Below are 18,832 nucleotides of genomic sequence, written 5' to 3'. Positions count from 1 at the left end.
TTTATTTCAGAGTAGTTATTTGTTTATTTATTCATTTAAATGAAATAAAAATAACATCATTAAATGCATCAGGTAGTCTTATCATTTATTGTTAAAAGAATATTGTGGCATTATCTTGGTAAATATGATTCTAATGGAAATTAGATGCAAAAGAATATTACAGAAATTTATTAGCTTATGCTTTGTATTAGCAGATTATTTAATAGAGATCATTCGAAAATTAACTCATGATACTATGTGAAGTGGTATATGAATTTTGATTTTTGTGAATTTACTTATCAATAGTCTGAATTGCAAATAGGATGTTTTTTAAGATAAAACATTCAAAATAATGATATATAACATATAAGAGATTTGTTTTAATATTAAAAATTACTATACATAATCTCTCTATTATGTTATGCATTTTATACATTTTTATGTTATAGAAAAATAAGTGCAGATATAATGAGCGGAGATAAAAAAGCTATATCAGATTTATTAAAGGAGGTAAGCGTTAATAGCTCTATTAATGCAGATAAAATTACGTTATTTGAGCTTAAAGAAGCATTACATGGACGTGGGTTTGGTGTATTAATGCTATTGTTTGCTTTACCACTATCAATACCTTTGCCAACTATTCCTGGATATACAACGATTTTATCTATGCCGTTACTTTTGTTTTCACTACAGTTGCTTATGGGATTAAAATCTCCTTGGTTACCAAGATGGTTAGAAAGAAAGTCTTTTAAACGTACAACTTTAGCTATGATCATTGAAAAAACTGCTCCTATTTTAAAAAAAATGGAAAAATTTACCAGACCTAGAATCTTATTTATTTTTAATAATATTGGAGATAAAGTTATTGCATTTATTTCTTTTTTATGTGCTATTTCAATTGCTATACCTCTCCCATTAACTAATTTTATTCCTGCTGGGGGTATATCTCTTATGTCTCTTGGTATGTTAAATAAAGATGGTATTTTAGTAATTTTAGGGATGTTATTAGCGTTTTTTGGATTATTTATTACTTTTCTAATTCTTATAGCTGGTCCTAAAATTGTATTAGGTATGTTTTCTTTTCTATCTAGATTTGCATGATAAAAATATATGATACTTTAAGGGCAGCAAAAGTACAATTTTTCCCTTTGGATAAAAATCATGTTAAGCTTTACGTTTGTGGACCTACGGTATATGATTATGCTCATATAGGTAACGCTAGATCTATAGTAGTATATGATGTATTATTTAGATTACTGAGTACTTTATATAATAAAGTTACTTATGTTAGAAATATTACTGATATTGATGATAAAATTATTAATACTGCAAAAAATAGCAATAAAACAATAAAAGATATTACTAGTTATTATACACGATCATTTCATGATGATATAAGTCATCTTAATTGTTTATCACCAACAATTGAACCAAAAGCAACAGAAAAGGTGCAAGTTATGATTCAGTTGATTGAGAGATTGGTTACTAGTAAACATGCATATGTAAAAGATGGTACCGTATATTTTAATATACAGTCTTATAAGTCATATGGACAATTATCTAAGCGTAATATTAATGATATGATTTATGGTAATAGAGTTAATATTGATACTGATAAGATACATCCAGGTGATTTTGTTTTATGGAAGCCTGCGACAGAATTAGATATTAGTTTAATGAGTTATTGGCCAAGTCCATGGGGATTAGGTAGACCTGGTTGGCATATTGAATGTTCGGCCATGAGCTATGACTGCTTGGGTGAAGATTTTGATATTCATGGTGGTGGAGCTGATTTACAATTTCCACATCATGAAAATGAAATAGCACAAAGTTGTTGTATTTTTCCTAATAGTAAATATGCTGTACATTGGATTCATAATGGGTTTTTAACAGTAAATGGTGAAAAAATGAGTAAGTCATTAGGTAATATTGTTACTGTGAGAAGCTTACTTGATAATTGTATAAAAGGTGAAGTGATAAGGTATGTGTTTTTGAGTACGCATTACAGAAAACCACTTGACTGGAATGAGGTAGCTATTTTAAATGCTGGTAAAGCATTAAATAGAATTTATAGTACTATATCTTGTGTGCCGAGTGATAAGTATGAGCAATTAGGGGATGATATTGAAGTACATAGTGAAATTATAAAATACTTAAAAGATGACATGAATACTCCTAAGGCTCTTTCAGTATTATATGATATTACAACTCGAATTCATAAAACACAAAATTTGCATGATAAATGTTTTTTAGTAAAAGTTTTAAAAAAAAGTGCTAATTTTTTAGGTATTGCTCAATCTTCTTGGGAAAAATGGTTTAGTATTTCTTCTGATAGTGATGTAGAAAAACTAATTCAACGAAGAAGTATAGCAAAGAAACAAAAAGATTTTGAGACAGCTGATAGTATTAGGAAAATTTTATCAATAAAAGGTATAGTGTTATCTGATGATAAGGATGGTTCCACAAAGTGGTATAAAAGGTAATTATTAATTTAATTATTGTGGAATAGATATATTTTTATAATTTCTTTTAAATTTGACAAAGTATAATGAAGTTTTACATTTGAAATACTAAGTGTGATAATTTATATATTGTAGTGTTTTTTTTTGGAATATTCGTTATAAGATAGTAATATGTGATAAGGTAAAATAGTTTATCAAATTTAAACTTAACATAAAATTTTATATGATAATAATGTGAAACTTAATTATTAATAAATCTGATAATTGTAAAAAATTATGATGAAATTAAATTGATTTGATCAAAAAAAAATACAGTAGGGTTAAATGAATCATGTGATGAAATGTGCTTTAATCTAGTATTATTAATAGCTTAAATATTATTTTACTGCATTAAAATATAGGGTTTATGTGTTTTTACTATGTGGTAAATCAAGGCAAGATTTTAAGTTATTAACTAAGATTTGACTAGAAGGAAAAATCTGTGATATGGAGGGTGATAATTTAAAGTGAGAAGTAAATGCCTGTGATGTAGAAGGTGATAATTTAGCAGTTGATGGTGTAGAAGTAAATGCCTGTGATGTAGAAGGTGATAATTTAGCAGTTGATGGTGTAGAAGTAAATGCCTGTGATGTAGAAGGTAATGATTCAGCAGTTGATGGTGTAGAAGTGAATGCTTGTGATGTAGAAGGTAATGGTTCAGCAGTTGATGGTGTAGAAGTAAATGCCTGTGATGTAGAAGGTAATGATTCAGCAGTTGATGGTGTAGAAGTGAATGCTTGTGATGTAGAAGGTAATGATTCAGCAGTTGATGGTGTAGAAGGTGAGTGTGTTTCAGAAAAGATTTTATTTATAACAGATGTTAAACTTGTAGTAGGGTTACTTACTGGATGTGGTGGTAAATTGCAAAAATATTGCTTATATATTTTTAGAGCGTTAATAGATGGATCATCTCTATCATTAGGAATATTGTCATTACTAGTATTTTTGATGTCTTTAATTCTTTTGTGTAAATCTGAAACGTGTATTATGTCATTTATTGATTTTTGAGAGAATTGTGTAATTGTATTTGGTTTAGAAATAATGGTGTTATTAACTGAAACAGTACCAAAAGCAGAAAATATTCCAGGTACATGAATTTGAGGAGTGTGGATACTAATGTTACCATATAAATTAAATATTAATCCTTTTACTTTTCCTCTAACAATTATATTACTGGTGTATAAAAAGATAGTAACTTCCTTTGATATGTTTCCAATAAATGCTATGTCACATCCTACATCTAGAATAATGTGTTTATTGTTAGAAGGAAGTGGTGTAGTAAGAAATATCATGTCAGCATAGAGGCGTACATCCTTTGCTTTTTGTATAGGATGTATAATGGGATCACAAAAATTATCTAGGAAGTTATTTAAATAACATAATCTCATACGTATTACGCAATGTTTTCCGTAATGTATAAAGCTATTATAAAGAGTTGTTATAATATTTTTTCTTATGGTTTGATATATGTATTCATTTCTTTTATATATCATAGGTGGGCATGCGCGTTGTAAAAAAGGTAAATTTAAAGACATATTAAGTTCATTATTGTATTGTGTTTTTAGTATATGTAATATAGTATACTGAGAATATAAGTTTAAATATGGATTGACTTTAGAAGTAACTTCTCTGATGCCTTTGTAAGATGAGCAATGTTGAATTACTACATTATGATTTTTGTCTACTAAATAAGTAAATATCCCACTGTGATATATTGTGTGTAATTTTTTTATGCTTCCCCATATGGATGAATATGTTCTTTTATCAAAAAGTGCAGGTATTACCATATTAGTATGTGATGTAATACTTACCCACCAATAACAGTACTCTGTAAGTAATGCTACTGCTTTACTTTGAAAACTTGCAAAGTTTTCATTATCATGAAGTAATGTCATTACTGATGCTTGTATTATATTTAATGGATCTAGTAAACTGTTTAGCATTAAGCTATCTATTAATTCATTGATTAATGATTTTACTATATATTTATCAAATTTTACATTATTGATAACCATCTCATCATTATATTGATCATTCTCGTTCATAAAATAAAATAATAAATTTTTTTAATATTTTATAAATAATTTAATTATTTATTGTATGCAATAAATTTTTTTACTATATTTAATTATTTATTGCATATAATAAATTTTTTACTATATAGCTTATTGACATGATTAGATAATATGCATTACTTATGACTATCACATCCTTATAGTAAGATATCGGTAACACAAACATTGCAACTTGTCGTATTTATCGTTCATAAAATAAAAGAATCATTTTAAATATTTTAAAAAATAATTTTAAATTTAATTTATTATAATGCAGTAAATTTTTTTACTATATAGCTTATTGACAATTTATAAGTTCTTTGTATGGTTAGGTAATATGCTTTTTGGAGGGTGAACATAAATGTCCTTATTAGATGCTAGACCTATTTATAAACCTTTTAATTATCCATGGGCCTATGATGCTTGGTTATGTCAGCAGAGAATACATTGGCTTCCAGAAGAGGTTCCTCTTGCAGATGATGTACAAGATTGGAAAACTATGCTTTCCGAAAAGGAAAAGAATCTTTTAGTACAGATATTTCGATTTTTTACACAAGCTGATATAGAGGTTAATAATTGTTATATGAAGCATTATTCTAATATTTTTAAGCCTACAGAAATATGTATGATGTTATCAGCATTTTCGAATATTGAAACAATTCATATTGCTGCATATTCTTACTTATTAGATACAATAGGAATGCCAGAGATTGAATATCAAGCTTTTTTAAAGTTTGAGGTTATGAAAAAAAAATATGATTATATGCAAAGATTTGAAGAATGTAAAAAGGATGATAAAAGACACATAGCAAAAACCTTAGCAGTTTTTGGTGCATTTACGGAGGGACTACAACTTTTTGCATCTTTTGCAATTTTACTAAATTTTCAGCGATTTGGAAAAATGAAAGGCATGGGTCAGATTATTGCTTGGTCTGCTAGGGATGAAACTTTACATACTGAATCAATTATTAAGTTATTTAATACTTTTATTCAAGAAAATCGAGAGATATGGGATGATAGCTTGAAGCAAGAGCTGTATGATGCATGTAGAATTATTGTGTCTCTAGAAGATGAATTTATTAAGTTAGCATTTGCTTGTGGTGATGTTGAAGGATTATCTGCTGAGCAAGTAAAAAGTTACATACGTTATATTGCAAATCGTAGATTAATGCAGCTGAATTTAAAGTCTATTTATAATATAGATGTTAATCCTCTCCCTTGGTTGGATGAAATTTTAAATGGAGTTGAACATACGAATTTTTTTGAAAATAGGGTTACTGAGTATACTCGTGCTGCTACTGAGGGTACATGGGAAGAAGCATTTCAAGATCATTGATGTGTTAAAAAAGATATTTTGTTATGTATGGAATTAATTATATAAGCTTTTTGATGATAGTGCATGACCTGTTATTCTATAATAGGATATATAGAAATGTTTAAAGATTATTAAAAAAATCATGGGATGTATTTATTATACTTATAATAACCTAAATTTGTAGTGATATTACTTATTAACTTCTGTAAATATAATTTATAGGAAGGTAACTTATATTAAAGAGAGATGCTGAATATTTATGAGAGTATTAATTATTATAATATGTATCTTATTATTAAGTAGTCAGTTGACTGCAAATGATGCATTACTAGTAGATAATGGGTTGAAAAGCTTAGGATTGCCTAGTGCTTTTATTGATTCAATGTCAATAGAAAGAATAAAAATGGTAAATTTACCATTTTTTACAGAGGATGGAAAAGAGATTTATATTCAAGATTTTCATGATAAGCTTTTAATAATAACATTTTGGGCTCCTTGGAGCACTGAGTCCTCAATATTAATGGAAGAATTTCATAAAATTAACCAGTATTTAAAACAGCATGAAATATTTAATATAACTTTTATTCCCATTCTTACTAATATTGAATATATAACATCTGCTAAATCTTTTTATAAGGTCCATAATATAAATTTTAATATCTATTTTGATCGTGATCGTAAATTATATGAATATTTTAATATTAAGAATATACCATTTACTTTAATTGTGAATAGGAATAAGGTTATTGTTGGTAAAGTAAGTAGTTATATGAAGTGGTATAATGCTGATATAGTAAATGCTTTAATTCTTTTAGAAAAGATGAATAATATTAAGCAAGTGTCATAAGGTGATAATGTAGTAAAAAATATTGTATTAAAAGTTTAGATTTTGAAAATTAAATTTGCAAGTCTTGACAAGAAAATATAAGTACAAAAAAAAGTAAGTATAATTCTTACATTATACATAAAAATACTGGTTTTTTTATAGCATTCTTAATGCTAAAATATTTTGATGCTGATAAGGTAGTTTACCATTTATATAATATGATATTAAATATAAAAAAGGAAATGCTGTATATCTTATAGATTGTAAGGACTATAGTACAAGAAATGTTTTTGTAATGTAAAGAATAAATGCTGAACAATTTTATTGTTATAAGCAATAATGTAAATTTATATATTAATGTAGGCTAATATACTTCATATATATATAAGCTTATCAATATTTATTGATCGTAGTTATTATAGCATTTTGTGCTAAAGTTTTGATAGGATCTATTATTCCAAATAAATAAGTTATGTATAGCTTTTCTATAAAATAAACATATTACATGTATTATTTAATTAAAAATTGCTTCAGTATTTTAATAACTTGTTTTATGAATCGGTAGTAGTATTGCTTTTTTTTACAATTTTTAATGCATATACACAAAGATCAGCAAAACAGATACCATTTTTTTTTGATAGTTCATATAGCCTTTCTAAGCTATTAATTATTTTTTCTGGTATATTGCCACCTCGCTCTTTAGCTAACCAATGACTTTGATGATGTATAGGATGCAATTCTACTTTTGGCTCTCCTATGTATATAGTAAATTGTGAAGTTTGTCCTCCAAATTCACATGGAATCATAAATTTTTTTATTCCTGGCATTTTACATACCCTTTATTATTTATGTAAATATATTAAAATTATTGATATGGATACTGCTTTATATAATACTCTATTATATTTATAATTTCTATCTAAATTACGTATACGATAACAATTATTTAACTCTTTAATAAACTAGGTGATAACTTTAATTTATAATATAATTTACTACTTATATCATGTAATAATAAACAAAAAGTTAATATATTATGCATTCTGCTTTAATACATAAAATATTTAAAAATACAAATTGTGTTTCAATGGATGAATTTATACGAAGTGCATTATATGATTATGAATATGGTTATTATATGAATAGGATGCCTTTTGGGGCAACAGGGGATTTTATAACTGCTGCAGAAATAAGTCAATTATTTGGAGAGATAATAGCAGTGTGGGTATTATATTCTTGGGAAAAAATTGGGTTTCCATCAAAATTTGCTTTGGTAGAGCTTGGTCCAGGAAGAGGAACTTTAATGAGTGATATTGTTAGAACATTGCAGAATTTTGATGAATGTTTTAAAGCATTGGATATTCATTTAATTGAAATAAGTCCTATGCTATGTGAAATACAAAAACACTTTTTAAAAAATTATCAGGTATTTTGGCATAAAGATATTACAACAATTCCTGAATTACCAGTATTGTTTATAGCAAATGAAGTATTTGATGCATTACCCATTAAACAATTTGTTTATGATGCAGGAATATGGAAAGAAAATTATGTTGAATTAAAAAATAATACATTACAAGTTGTACAGAAGGATACGAACTTTATATTTGATATTGCTTCTGTGATGGAAGGATCAGTTATTGAAATATCTGATGATGGACGAGTTTTGTTGACTTTAATGGAAAATAAAATTGTAAAGTATGGAGGAGCAGGAATAATTATTGACTATGGATATACATATCCTCCTCCATATGTAAGTACCATACAGTCTGTAAAAAATCATCAATATAACTTCTTTCTTAAAGATATTGGTAAATGTGATATTACAGCTCATGTGGATTTTTCTTTTTTACAAAATAATTTGCAAAAAGTAAAGTCTTCAATTATTACTCAAAGGGAATTTTTATATTATTTTGGTATTAAAGAAAGATTAAAAATATTAATGAATCACTCAACAAAGAAGCAGCAACAGGAATTGAAAAGTGCATTTTTACGACTTACAGAAAATATGGGAACCCTTTTTAAAGTATTAATGATTAATTATGTAATAAAGGAATATTGAATTGTGTAGTTTCTATAAATACAGCAGATATTTTATTGTAAAATATTTGTTATAATACGAGGTACATAATTGATGAAATGCTATTTTAAGATAAAATATGGTCTATCTTACTTATGTATAAATTCTTTGCATGATATAATATTGTTTTATATAGTAAATGTAATTGAGTTTTAAAATGTATAAGCATTAATAGATGCATTTACAAGTGTTGATTCATCATCATTATTTATATAAGTTTTGATATTTTATAAATTAAATACTGATAAAAGTCGTATCTTGAGTATAATCTTTATATATATAAGTAACTCTTTATGTAAATGGGATATGCAGAATTAATAAAAAGTAAGGCTAAGCTATCAGATGTTGTTGCTAAAAGAATAAAGTTATTAAAAAAAGGGAACGTGTTCATTGGGTTATGTCCGTTTCATAATGAGAAGACCCCATCGTTTACAGTAAATGATGATAGAAGTTTCTACTACTGTTTTGGCTGTGGTGCACATGGTGATGTAATACAATTTGTTTGTGATCTTGAAAATATGAGTTTTAAGCAATCGCTTGAATATTTAGCACAAATTTATAATGTTGATATTATCAGAAATAGTAGTGAAGATTGTTTTTATATAATAACTCGTATGGCTTGTGAGTGGTTTATTAGTCAATTACATAATAATAAATTAGCACGTGAATATTTAGAAAAACGTGGGATTTCTGACAATATAATACAAAAATTTAAAATAGGGTATACTCCAAGTAGTGGATTAAAAGATCATTTACTATCCAATAATGCTACAATTGAAAGTATGCAAAAAGCTGGGTTGCTAAATAAGGGAGAACGAGAGTATTTTTATGAGAGAATAATGTTTCCCATATTTAATTATTCTGGAAAAATAGTTGCTTTTGGAGGAAGAGTAATTAATAGCAAAAATAATCCAAAATATTTAAATTCTGCGGAAAATCTATTTTTTAAAAAAAGAAATATCCTTTATGGAATGCATTTTGCAGTTACTAGTGCCCGTAAACAGGGATGTATTATAGTTGTAGAAGGTTATATGGATGTTTTGGCAATGCATCAATTAGGAATAGAAAATGTAGTTGGATTGCTAGGTACGTCAATGAATAAAGAACATCTTGATAGCATGTGGGCTATAACTTCAGAGATTATTGTATGGATGGATGGGGATGATGCAGGATTTTCATCGTTATTAAAGATATTACATCTTGCTTTATCGGTTATTAAGTCTGGACGTAATATTAAATTTATTACTAGTCAATCAGGAAAAGATCCGTGTGATATTTGTATGAATGGTTCTGTTGATGATATACAGTTTATTATTAATAATGCAAAGTTGCCTTCAGATTTTATATGGGAGTATGAGTTATCTTGTTTAAAAATTAATAATCAAATAAAACCTGAACAGTGTTTGATTCTTGAAGGTAAGATAAATTCTTATGTTGCAGAAATAAGTGATACACATATTGCAAAGTATTATAAAAGTTTTTTTTATCAACAAATTAAAAAATTACAAAATAGTTATACAAACTCTGCATTAAAAAGTACGTCATCCACCATAGGAGGGTTTATGGTACATAAATTCATAAATACTACTCCTCAATCGTGTGTCGAAGAATATAATCAAATGAAAGCTATATATATTATAGTTCAATATCCAGAATTATTAAATGATCCTATAATTTTTGAGCAATTTGCTAGATTTAAAATTGATAATAATGATTTTTATAAATTACAACAGCATATTATTAATATACAAAGTATATATTTTGATAAGTTATCTAAAAATATATTGATTATGGAATTAAAAAATAATAATTTATACACAATTTTAACAGTGATATTAAATGCAATTGATAATTCTGGATGTATGATTACTAATTGTAAAATACATTTAGTAAAACAGGAATGGGAAAAAATAATACTTTTGCAGCAATTGCAGGACATTCAGTCAGAAATACTAAAACTAATGCTGGAAGGGAAAGATGAAATTGCAGCAAGACTTTCTAATCAAGCACAAATTATAGATAGTAAATTAAAAGAATTATGGCGATATTAAATATTTTATATAAAGTAGAATGTTTAAATGTATACTGAATCATTGTATAATAATATCGGTGATATTTTAGTTGTTGATGATGTTTAAAAAATTATGTAATTTTATTTTGTAGAAAATTGTTTTCTGGTAGATTAATTATTAAAAAATATAATATTAAACTTATTGAAGCACTTTAAAATACAAAATTTTTTTACAATTTAAAAAATACATATTAATATACCAGGAGCAAACACAATAAATTACTAGTGATTTATTGATATTAGATTCTAAAGTTTTTCCTAACAAAAAATATAATTGAAGTATTAAATTACAGAATTATGAAGTGTTACTTATTAAAAAAATCCTCTGAGTTTTCTAGCACGACTTGGATGACGTAACTTCCTTAAAGCTTTAGCTTCAATTTGACGTATACGTTCTCTTGTAACATTAAATAATTTTCCTACTTCTTCTAATGTGTGATCTTTTCCTCCTCTACCTATACCAAAGCGCATACGTAAAATTCTTTCTTCTTTTGGTGTTAATGTTGACAAAACTTTTGTAGTAATTTCCCGTAAATCTGCTAACACTGCTGCACTTTCAGGTTTAACTGCTCTTTTATCTTCTATACAGTCACCAAATGTACTGCTATCATCATCTCCGATAGGGCTTTCCAGGCTAATAGGATCTTTAACAATTTTCATTACTTTACGTATCTTATCAACATTAATATTTAATTTTGCCGATAATTCTTCAAGTGTAGGTTCACGACCCATTTCATGAAGCATTTGTCTTAATGTACGATTAATTTTGTTTACAGTTTCAATCATATGTACAGGAATTCTTATAGTTCTTGCTTGATCAGCAATAGCCCTAGTAATAGCTTGTCTTACCCACCATGTTGCATAGGTTGAAAATTTATAACCACGTTTATAGTCAAATTTATCAACAGCTTTCATTAATCCTATATTTCCTTCTTGAACTAAATCAAGAAATTGTAACCCACGATTAGAATATTTTTTTGCAATTGATACAACTAGCCTTAAGTTAGCTTTGATCATTTCTTGTTTTGCATGATTTGCTGCTCTTTCATGTTTTTGAATTTTTGCTACTAATGTTTTAAATTCATGTAGATTATTCTCACCTGATAATAATTTGATTTTATTATATATATTTACTAAAGTTTGTGCTTCATTTGTTAAAAGTTTGTTCCATTGAGGTGATGCATTATTTTTTTCAAAAACAGTGTTGCTACTGTATGCATCTAAAAACTCTTTACGATTTATTCCATAGCTTTCAGCTAGTGAAATAATATTTGCTTCTTCTATAGATATTGATTTATTTAAGTTGTAAATTTGTTGAGTTATTGATAAAACAGCTGAATCACTTAGTTTTATTTGTGAGATCATTTCCCAAATATCATCATGTATTTTGTTGTATAGCTCATCATGATACTCTTCTGCGTCATGTGTATTTCTTTTTTTCTTTAAATTTAAAATTTGTTCCGCTGATGCAATTATTGAATCTAGGATATTAATGACTTTAGGTAATAAAGCATTTTCCATTTCAATAATAGATGCATTTACAAGTGTTGATTCATCATCTTCATCATCACTAATATCTTCATCATCACTAATATTTTCGTCATCACTAATATTTTCGTCATCACTAATATCTTCGTCATCACTAACTTCATTACTACTATCCTTATTATGATAATTGGTATCATCATCAGTGAATTCACCTTCAGGAAATTCGCATTTGTAGTTAGCATCTAGATCTATTAATTCACGGAGCATAATTTGTCCATTTACTAAATCATCCCTCCATGACATAAATGCTCGTAAAACTAAAGGTGCTTCAATTAAAGACCGTAGCATGTTTACTTTTTCTGATTTTATTTTTTTGGCAATTTCAATCTCTCCTTCACGAGATAATAACTCTACTGAGCTCATTTCACATAAATACATGCGTATAGGATCATCAGTCTGTCCAAAATCCCAAGATTTGATATTAGTATCATCTTCTTCGTCTTTTACTCTACTTTCTTCAACTATGCTATTAGCTTCATCTTCATCACTTTGCTCAAGTACACTAATACCAGAATCTTGTAATAGAGAGATAGTCTCATCTATAATATCAGTTGATGATAATATACCATCAGAAAATGAATCGTTAATGTCATTAAAAGTAACGAAACCGCCTTGCTTAATACCCTTGCTAATAAGGTTTTTAATAAGCTCTTTGTCTGTTTGCAAATCTTTCATAAGAAAACAACTAATAAAAATATATGAAAAAATAAGGCATAAATCCTATCATAAAATTTATAATATGTCTAGTAACTAGATCATTTTTTAAATTTAATATGATAAAGACTCTATCCAATAGTAAATTAACATGTTATTTATATAAAAGCACTTGGTATCTATAGTATTTTCTTAATATAAAAAATCTAATTGTTTATTTTTATGTATAAAAAAACTATTTGCTAATTTACGTAAAATTAAAGTTTATGTATTAGCGAGTATTAATATATATATATATATTTTGGACAATACTGATGATAACTATTAATTCTTTAGTGTAGTGAATATAGCTTATTAGTAAAAACATTTAGTTATTTGAAACTAAATTTATTAAGTGAAATTAATTTCATTATTTTAGCAATTATATAAATTTAATTAAATCAATGCATAAGTACTGTATTATTTGAGAAAAATTCCAATAATTTGTCTTTTATTAATTTATGATCACTTATTGTATTAATGTATGCTCTAAAATTTGAAGAATTTTCATAGGAATTACTATACCATCCTAAATGCTTTCTAAATAATTTTATTCCGGTTTCTGTATCATAATATGTTAACATACGGTCGTAATGATTCATGATAATGTTAAGTTTTGACTGAGTAGAAGGATTAGGAAGTTTTTCTCTTGTTTTAAGAAAATGTAATGCTTGATTTATAATCCATGGCTTGCCATATGCACCCCTTCCTATCATTATACCGTCAGCTTGAGATTGACTTAAAGCTTCATCAATATCTTCAAAAGTTTTTATATCTCCATTTACTATTATTGGTATATTAATTTTTTCTTTAATATTATTAATAAATTTCCAATCGGCCTTTCCACTGAACATTTGTGTTTTCGTTCTTCCATGAATGGTAATCATTTGAATGCCAACTTCTTCTGCTATTTTTGCAATTTGTGGAGCATTTAAATTAGATGAGTCCCAACCTAATCGCATTTTTAAGGTTACGGGAATTTTTACAGCTTTAACAACACTTTCTAGGATTTTTGCTGCAGTAACTTCGTCCTTCATTAATGCTGATCCTGCATAACCGTTAACAACTTTTTTTACTGGACATCCAAAATTTATATCAATAATCTTTGCTCCCATATCTTCGTTTAATTTAGCAGCTTCGGCCATAATTTCTGGAACACAACCTGCTAATTGTACAGATGTATTTTTAGTTATTTGTGCTTTTTGTAAACTTTGACGCGTTTGTATTATCATAGCACGGCTTGCTATCATTTCTGATACTAATAACCCAGCACCTAACTCTTGAACTATTGAGCGAAATGGCATATCTGTGATACCAGACATTGGGGCTAATATTACAGGGTAATCACATATAAATTGACGAATATTCATTGTTAATTTTATGTACATTGTAATTACCACTATAGCATAAATTTTATATTAACAAAAAGAATAAATAGGGTTATACCTGATAAGTACTAATAATCCAGAACATAATTATTGAGCGAAATTGCATATCTGTGATACCAGACATTAGGGCTAATATTATAGGTAATCACATATAAATTGACGAATGTTAATTTTATGTATATTTAAATTGCCACTATAGCATAAATTTTATATTAACAAAAAGAATAAATTGATTTATTAGTTGATAAATTATGCCTTATGTGATATGCACTAAAAAGTTAGTAAATATAAATGGCATGTTAATTAATTAGGTGAGTTATGTCGAAATTTTTAATAAAGGCTCCTGCAAAAGTTAATTTATTTTTACATATTATTGGGGTACAGGATGATAATTACCATTTACTAGAGTCTTTGTTTGTTTTTGTAAAGATTTATGATTTACTAGAAATAGAATTAGATACAAGTAAGAAAGGAGTATATTTTTCAAAGTTTACTAAAGTGAGTAAATATAATAATACTATTCAGAAAGCTATAGAATGCTTAATGAAATCTTCTCAGATTAATACTAATGTATGTGTGAATGTTATTAAAAATATATTGATTTCTGCAGGATTAGCTGGAGGATCTGCAGATGCAGCTGCTGTTATGAGATTACTAGGGAAGCTGTGGAACATTGATATGAATACTCTTAAGAAAATAGCGCTAGATATAGGTACTGATGTATGTGCATGTTTAGAGTCAAAAACTTCCTTTATTACTGGTATAGGAGAAAACGTATTACCATTGCCAGAATTATGTTTACCTAAATATATTATTCTTGTTGCTCCTAAAGAAAAAGCATTAAGTAGTAAAAAAGTTTATAATGCTTATCAGCAATCAAATTTTTCTGAGTCTATAGCGAATAATTTACCTACAAATCAAGAAGGTTGGATGGATTTGATATATAAGTCACGTAATGATTTAACAAGTACTGCTTTGCAATTTATTCCTGATATTACTGAAATGTTGTTGGCTTTGGAAAGAAGTAATGGTTGCTTAGTTTCTAGAATGACAGGTAGTGGATCAACATGTTTTGGGTTGTTTGAAGATGCAAATAAGGCTGCATGTGCTGAAAGAAATCTCCAATTAAAATATCCAGGATGGTGGATATATAATACTGAAATTATCACATAAGTTTTTAGCTATATTGAGAATTTTATTGCAGTATTTTGCATGTAAGTTCAGTAATTTAATATTACATTGTAAGGTTTAAGTCTTCTTGTAGTAGGTATATATATAACATGTTTGTGGTTTATAAAGTGTGAATTATTGTGACAGCAATTAAGTAATACAACGACTATAATGTGCTATTTATGTATTTATTAGTTGGTTAAATGATAATTCATCCAATCTATAAACTTATTATTGGTTGTGTATGGGTTAATAATAGTTATTAGTGGTATTTCATATGGGTGAATATTTTGTATTTTTTGAAGTGCTTTTTCATATAAATGCTTTGAGGTTTTCATGATTATTATATATTCCTTATTATTTTTTATTGTATTTTCCCAATAATAAATAGATGTTACATTATGAAATATGTTAGCGCATATAATCAATTTTTCTTGTAGTAAAATATTTACCATATGACATGCTGCTTTATTATTTGATATAGTTGTGTAAATTAAAACAAGATTGTCTTTCATATGGAAAAAATCTTATGCATTAGTAGCAAAATATACTAAATACTTAATTTATACAAGTATTTTATAATGTAAGTACTTCTTGTACTGTTTCTACTAACTGTTTTATAGTAAAGGGTTTTGATAAGAATTTAGCTTTACTAAAGTCACTGCTTTTATGTTTATTAAATACTTCTTCAGCATATCCTGATATAAAAATAACTTTAATATCTTGTTGTATTTTTAGTATATCTAGTATAATTTCTGGCCCACTAATTTCTGGCATCACCACATCACTGATTACAACATGAATTTTGTTATTTTTGATAATATTCAAAGCTTTTTTGCCAGAACTTATGTCTATAACATTAAATCCTTTTTTTGTTAGTGCTTTTGATGTTAGTGTTCTGATAGGATCTTCATCTTCAATGAGTAATATATTAGCAGAAAATTGTAGCTCTTTATTATCTATTGTATTGGTATTATTATTATATAATTTAGGATTTTCTTGAATAAAATCGTAACTTGTTACATGTATTTTAGGTAATAAAATGAGAAATTGTGTTCCTATATTGATTTTACTACTTACATATATGTAACCGCCTGTTTGTTTAATAATGCCATATACTGTTGATAATCCAAGACCAGTATTATGTGCTGGGTCTCTTGTAGAGAAGAAAGGATCAAATATTTTTTTCATAATTTGTTTATTAATACCACATCCAGTATCAGCTATTTTTATAGCAACATATTCACCATGTTCAGCATGCTCTTTATCTGGTGAAAACATATCTTTAAATGTTACTGAAGAATCTACTTTTAAATTAAAAGTTTGGATTGTTAAAGTGCCCCCTAATTCCATTGCAGCTCTTGCGTTAACTGCTAAATTGATGATTACTTGCTCTAATTGACATAAATCTGCTTTGACTAATCCTATATTGTTGTCATATTGTGTTTGTAAACTTATGTTTTCATTAATAAGCCTTTTTATCATATACGAAAGATCTGCAATGATATTATTTACATCAAGAATTTTAGGTTGTAATGTCTGTTTACGGGAGAAAGCTAATAACTGCTTAATTAAATTTGTTGCTCTGTTAGCATTTTGTTTAATCTGCATAATATCTGTAAATGATTGATCTGTTGAAGGATGTTGTACTAAAAGTAAATCACAAAATCCTATAATTGCTGTTAAAATATTATTGAAGTCATGTGCAATACCTCCAGCTAGTTGTCCAACAGCTTGCATTTTTTGAGATTGTTCAAGTTGGATTTCAAGATTTTTTCTTTCGGCACTATCAGTAATATAACATATAATAAAAATGTCATCATTATGTATGAATTTATGAAAATATATTTTTACATACGCTTTATTACATAGTTGGGCTTCTATTGACATATTATTAATTATATTATTTTCTAAGTATTTTTTTATTTTCTTATTATAAGAATCTTCAATATAAGAGAAGATATAATCTTGATTTTCATCATGAGTTAATACTTGAAAAGATTTATTATATTTTATAATTTTACCATTTGCATCACATTGTACTATAGCTATTGGGGCATCAGCAAAACAGGGATGTAATTGATAACTTATAAAGTCATATTTTTGTGGAGTTATAAGACCATAAATATAGCTATGGTTATTTTTATCATAAAATATTGATTGTGTAATGTATGCTTTAAAGACAATTCCAGTAAAAGTTGATAAAAATACTTCATTATTATTGTTATTGTACAAATAATTTTTAGCTAATAAATCAGTGAATAACATGCCTTTTTTTAGATAATCCAACTCAAACATTTTTAAAAAAATTTCATTTGTGGACAATATAACTCCACTTGAATTTAATACGTACGATCCTATACAATGTCTTTGTATTAGCCTTTCATATACTTGTTCTTTAGTGACTTTGATTGCTTTTAGTACAAAATATTCTTGCGTTCTTGACAATGGATTAAGTGATAAACTAAAGGTGTAGTTAGTATTAATATCAATTTGTGGATTATTTATTATAGGATCAAGTATAAGTGAAAAGTTTAAAATACTATTTTGCTTATTAATAGAAAAGTATGTTTGTACAGATGATTTGTTAGCAAGGGCATTTTGAAAATTTTTAATTTCTTGATCACTTATATTACACAATTTTAGTATACTAAATACATTAAGCTTATCTTTTTGTGGATAATTTTTAAATCTTGTATTAAATCTAGCGTCAGAATATATTACTACTCCATCATCTTTTATAATTAGACAAAATTCCGTGTTATGATTTAAGGCATTAGCGAAAATCATATTTTGATATTCAATAGATGCGATAATATTTAAATAGCATGATAATTTTTTAAATATTAATACTATTGCTATGCCGCTAATTGTGAAATGAATGAATATATTGATAAATTTATTATCTATGTCAAGTAAGTGTAAGCTAGAAATAAATAATAAAGGAAAAATTAAAAGTATGACTATTCTTGTAATAGATATACCGTAATCTCGTGTTACAAAATCTACTTTATTTTGTACATTATCAATATACCTTTTATCTATTTTCATAATTTTTTTTAAATCATTAACATAAGCGCATGCCATTATATACTATAAATGCAAAAATATAAATTAGATTAGATATAAGATAAATAATTTTATTATAATATTATTTTTATTAAAATTTATTATGACAATATTTGGTCACATAGGCTTTATGTAGAT

At 26.7% G+C, this 18,832-nt stretch carries 13 protein-coding genes; 7 read left to right on the top strand and 6 right to left on the bottom strand.

Annotation, left to right across the window (positions count from 1 at the left end; translation table 11 throughout):
• Window positions 1-447: 447 nt before the first annotated feature.
• On the top strand, window positions 448-1,080 hold the full coding sequence (locus tag HL033_RS00535; protein ID WP_218194169.1) for an exopolysaccharide biosynthesis protein: 633 nt from the start codon (window positions 448-450) through the stop codon (window positions 1,078-1,080).
• The gene (gene cysS / locus HL033_RS00530; RefSeq protein ID WP_218194465.1) at window positions 1,080-2,462 is read left to right on the top strand and encodes a cysteine--tRNA ligase; all 1,383 of its coding nucleotides are present in this window, start codon (window positions 1,080-1,082) and stop codon (window positions 2,460-2,462) included. The genes HL033_RS00535 and cysS overlap by 1 nt, the downstream gene beginning before the upstream one ends.
• Window positions 2,463-2,845: 383 nt before the next feature.
• Here cysS and HL033_RS00525 read toward each other — a convergent pair whose 3' ends face one another.
• Window positions 2,846-4,525: a hypothetical protein gene (locus HL033_RS00525; protein WP_218194168.1), complete on the bottom strand. Its 1,680-nt coding sequence runs from the start codon at window positions 4,523-4,525 to the stop codon at window positions 2,846-2,848.
• A 370-nt stretch (window positions 4,526-4,895) separates the two neighbouring features.
• Between HL033_RS00525 and HL033_RS00520 the strand changes: the two genes are divergently transcribed.
• Both HL033_RS00520 and HL033_RS00515 read left to right on the top strand, forming a co-directional pair.
• Complete coding sequence (locus HL033_RS00520; RefSeq protein WP_218194167.1) at window positions 4,896-5,870, top strand: ribonucleotide-diphosphate reductase subunit beta; 975 nt, start codon at window positions 4,896-4,898, stop codon at window positions 5,868-5,870.
• Between the two features lie 238 nt (window positions 5,871-6,108).
• Window positions 6,109-6,696, top strand: a complete 588-nt coding sequence (locus HL033_RS00515; RefSeq protein ID WP_218194166.1) for a TlpA family protein disulfide reductase — start codon at window positions 6,109-6,111, stop codon at window positions 6,694-6,696.
• 530 nt (window positions 6,697-7,226) lie between these two features.
• On the opposite strand, the gene HL033_RS00510 is transcribed toward HL033_RS00515, so the two are convergent.
• Window positions 7,227-7,502, bottom strand: a complete 276-nt coding sequence (locus HL033_RS00510) for a DUF2610 domain-containing protein (protein ID WP_218194165.1) — start codon at window positions 7,500-7,502, stop codon at window positions 7,227-7,229.
• A gap of 209 nt (window positions 7,503-7,711) precedes the next feature.
• Here HL033_RS00510 and HL033_RS00505 point away from each other — a divergent pair, with 209 nt between their 5' ends.
• Together HL033_RS00505 and dnaG are read left to right on the top strand one after the other, a co-directional pair.
• Window positions 7,712-8,737 carry a class I SAM-dependent methyltransferase gene (locus HL033_RS00505; protein ID WP_218194164.1) on the top strand — a complete coding sequence of 342 codons (1,026 nt, stop codon included), beginning with the start codon at window positions 7,712-7,714 and terminating at the stop codon, window positions 8,735-8,737.
• Between the two features lie 317 nt (window positions 8,738-9,054).
• Window positions 9,055-10,806, top strand: a complete 1,752-nt coding sequence (gene dnaG, locus HL033_RS00500; RefSeq protein WP_218194163.1) for a DNA primase — start codon at window positions 9,055-9,057, stop codon at window positions 10,804-10,806.
• 332 nt (window positions 10,807-11,138) lie between these two features.
• Here the strand turns inward: dnaG and rpoD are convergent, their stop codons facing one another.
• Window positions 11,139-13,049, bottom strand: coding sequence for an RNA polymerase sigma factor RpoD (gene rpoD / locus HL033_RS00495; protein ID WP_218194162.1), 1,911 nt, complete (start codon window positions 13,047-13,049; stop codon window positions 11,139-11,141).
• Window positions 13,050-13,468: 419 nt separating this feature from the next.
• Window positions 13,469-14,437 carry a tRNA dihydrouridine synthase DusB gene (dusB, locus tag HL033_RS00490; protein ID WP_218194161.1) on the bottom strand — a complete coding sequence of 323 codons (969 nt, stop codon included), beginning with the start codon at window positions 14,435-14,437 and terminating at the stop codon, window positions 13,469-13,471.
• A 336-nt stretch (window positions 14,438-14,773) separates the two neighbouring features.
• Here dusB and HL033_RS00485 point away from each other — a divergent pair, with 336 nt between their 5' ends.
• Window positions 14,774-15,628 carry a 4-(cytidine 5'-diphospho)-2-C-methyl-D-erythritol kinase gene (locus HL033_RS00485; protein ID WP_218194160.1) on the top strand — a complete coding sequence of 285 codons (855 nt, stop codon included), beginning with the start codon at window positions 14,774-14,776 and terminating at the stop codon, window positions 15,626-15,628.
• Window positions 15,629-15,816: 188 nt separating this feature from the next.
• Here HL033_RS00485 and cutA read toward each other — a convergent pair whose 3' ends face one another.
• Together cutA and HL033_RS00475 are read right to left on the bottom strand one after the other, a co-directional pair.
• The gene (cutA, locus tag HL033_RS00480; protein ID WP_218194159.1) at window positions 15,817-16,140 is read right to left on the bottom strand and encodes a divalent-cation tolerance protein CutA; all 324 of its coding nucleotides are present in this window, start codon (window positions 16,138-16,140) and stop codon (window positions 15,817-15,819) included.
• 61 nt (window positions 16,141-16,201) lie between these two features.
• A complete protein-coding gene (locus tag HL033_RS00475; RefSeq protein WP_218194464.1) occupies window positions 16,202-18,670 on the bottom strand; it encodes a hybrid sensor histidine kinase/response regulator in 2,469 nt (822 codons plus the stop codon).
• Window positions 18,671-18,832: the final 162 nt, after the last annotated feature.

The organism is Neoehrlichia mikurensis (genome assembly GCF_019186785.1).
Lineage (GTDB): Bacteria > Pseudomonadota > Alphaproteobacteria > Rickettsiales > Anaplasmataceae > Neoehrlichia > Neoehrlichia mikurensis.
Note: the sequence above shows the minus strand (reverse complement) of the source record. Positions and strands in the feature narration are given on the sequence as shown.

Coding starts and splice junctions, on each gene's coding strand:
- HL033_RS00535 (WP_218194169.1), top strand. CDS start 448: ATGAGCGGAGATAAAAAAGCTATATCAGATTTATTAAAGGAGGTAAGC.
- HL033_RS00525 (WP_218194168.1), bottom strand. CDS start 4,525: ATGAACGAGAATGATCAATATAATGATGAGATGGTTATCAATAATGTA.
- HL033_RS00520 (WP_218194167.1), top strand. CDS start 4,896: ATGTCCTTATTAGATGCTAGACCTATTTATAAACCTTTTAATTATCCA.
- HL033_RS00515 (WP_218194166.1), top strand. CDS start 6,109: ATGAGAGTATTAATTATTATAATATGTATCTTATTATTAAGTAGTCAG.
- HL033_RS00510 (WP_218194165.1), bottom strand. CDS start 7,502: ATGCCAGGAATAAAAAAATTTATGATTCCATGTGAATTTGGAGGACAA.
- HL033_RS00505 (WP_218194164.1), top strand. CDS start 7,712: ATGCATTCTGCTTTAATACATAAAATATTTAAAAATACAAATTGTGTT.
- dnaG (WP_218194163.1), top strand. CDS start 9,055: ATGGGATATGCAGAATTAATAAAAAGTAAGGCTAAGCTATCAGATGTT.
- rpoD (WP_218194162.1), bottom strand. CDS start 13,049: ATGAAAGATTTGCAAACAGACAAAGAGCTTATTAAAAACCTTATTAGC.
- dusB (WP_218194161.1), bottom strand. CDS start 14,437: ATGAATATTCGTCAATTTATATGTGATTACCCTGTAATATTAGCCCCA.
- HL033_RS00485 (WP_218194160.1), top strand. CDS start 14,774: ATGTCGAAATTTTTAATAAAGGCTCCTGCAAAAGTTAATTTATTTTTA.
- cutA (WP_218194159.1), bottom strand. CDS start 16,140: ATGAAAGACAATCTTGTTTTAATTTACACAACTATATCAAATAATAAA.